This is a genomic window from Mesorhizobium sp. M7A.F.Ca.CA.004.06.1.1, from assembly GCF_003999135.1.
Taxonomy (GTDB): Bacteria; Pseudomonadota; Alphaproteobacteria; order Rhizobiales; family Rhizobiaceae; genus Mesorhizobium.
This window is the reverse complement of record NZ_RZPQ01001006.1, coordinates 1-1,697: the sequence shown is the minus strand read 5'-3', so window position 1 is coordinate 1,697 and position 1,697 is coordinate 1. Positions and strand designations below refer to the sequence as shown.

Sequence of the window (1,697 nt, the reverse complement as noted above, 5' to 3'; positions counted from 1 at the left end):
TTCCTGTTCTGAGGACTGCCGACCGCGAAGCTGCCGATCTCCCGCACGAGGGGAGATTGGCCAATCTCCGGCCTCTCCGCGCGCTTAAATCCCGGACCCATCCAGCTGCTGGGCGTCTTCGCCTTCCCAGGGCGCTGGCATGGACGCGCGGCTGAGGTTTGCCGTCGGCAACGGCATCCAGCACTTCAGTTCCGGGTCGGCATATTCGATGACGCGCCCGGGCGAGGAGTCCGACGCGCGCCAGCCTTCCGAGGCGAACTGGTCGGCACGCGACCAATAGGCAAGGTCTACTTCCGCCGGTCCCTGTTCGGACGGACGCACCGTGACCAGGATGCGGCTGCCATCCTTTGGCGCCGTCGACATGTGGCGCCACCGTTCGGGCTCGTCCATCGCATTCCTCCTCGCACTCGTAGCGTTGGGTGGAGTGTCGCCTCGTGGTCCGAAGGGGTCAACCCAAAGTTTGCGCCAGGCATCGGCTGATGACCCCTCCAGGCGGTGCCTGCACAGTTGTGCGCAACACGCCGCAGGCGGTCATGCACGCTCGACGGGCTGTGACCCAGTTGATAAGCCCGTCTGCGAAAGGAGCGCCTGAGTCGAGATGACCGTTGCGATCGAGATGGGACAGACGACCGCGGGCGCCCCGGCGAAGCTGGATCTTGAGGAACTGCTCGCGACTCGCCTTTTGGTGCAGGGCAATTCAGGCTCCGGCAAGTCGCATCTGCTGCGGCGCCTGCTGGAGCAGAGCGCGCCCTGGGTGCAGCAGACCATCATCGATCCCGAGGGCGACTTCGTCTCGCTGGGCGACCGTTACGGCCATCTGGTGATCGATGCCGAGCAGCATACCGAGCGCGGCCTGCAGGCGGCCGGCGAGCGGGCGCGCATGCATCGCGTCTCCACCGTGCTCAATCTCGAAGGGCTCGACGCCGAGAACCAGATGCGGCGTGCCGCCGCCTTCCTCGGCGGGCTGTTCGAGGTCGCCCGTGACCACTGGTACCCAATGCTGGTGGTGGTGGACGAGGCGCAGCTGTTCGCGCCGGCGGTGGCCGGAGAGGTGTCGGACGAAGCGCGAAAGCTCTCGCTCGGCGCCATGACCAATTTGATGTGTCGTGGCCGCAAGCGCGGGCTGGCCGGCATCATTGCCACCCAGCGGCTGGCCAAGCTCGCCAAGAATGTCGCAGCCGAGGCGTCCAATTTTCTCATGGGCCGCACCTTCCTCGATATCGACATGGCGCGTGCCGCCGATCTTTTGGGCATGGAGAGACGCCAGGCGGAAGCGTTCCGCGATCTGGAACGCGGGCAGTTCATGGCGCTCGGCCCGGCGCTGTCGCGCCGTCCGCTGGGGCTGCGCATCGGCCCGACCGACACCAGCCCGCGCAACGGCACGCCGCGGCTCATGGCAATGCCGGAATCCGCGCTGGAAGATGCACGCGCGATCATCCTGGCGGCGCCGCCGCCCGAGACGGTGCGCACGCCGCGCCGCCCGGCGTCGCCGGACCTGCTCGACCAGCTGATGGCGGCCAAATCGGCGGCACTGGAAATGCGCCCCGAGCCGGCGGAGCCGCAAATCAGCGCCGAGGATCTGGCCGAGCGTCGTGAGCGCGTCGACCGTGTGCTGCGCGCCATCCTGGCGCAGCCCGATGCGGGTTTTCGCGTGATCGGGGTGCTCTATCAGGAATTCGTGGTCCGCTGCCGCATAG

2 protein-coding genes are annotated in these 1,697 nt (G+C 67.5%); one reads left to right on the top strand and one right to left on the bottom strand.

Annotated elements, in window-relative coordinates:
- Positions 1-84: 84 nt before the first annotated feature.
- Positions 85-390, bottom strand: a complete 306-nt coding sequence (locus tag EN906_RS33215) for a hypothetical protein (RefSeq protein ID WP_013530714.1) — start codon at positions 388-390, stop codon at positions 85-87.
- 208 nt (positions 391-598) lie between these two features.
- On the opposite strand from EN906_RS33215, the gene EN906_RS33210 reads away from it, so the two are divergent.
- Positions 599-1,697: ATP-binding protein (locus tag EN906_RS33210; RefSeq protein ID WP_164777572.1), on the top strand; the 1,099-nt coding region annotated here is incomplete at its 3' end.

What these genes read in the sequence shown, in the direction of transcription:
- EN906_RS33215 (WP_013530714.1), bottom strand. Translation starts at nt 390, where the DNA reads ATGGACGAGCCCGAACGGTGGCGCCACATGTCGACGGCGCCAAAGGAT.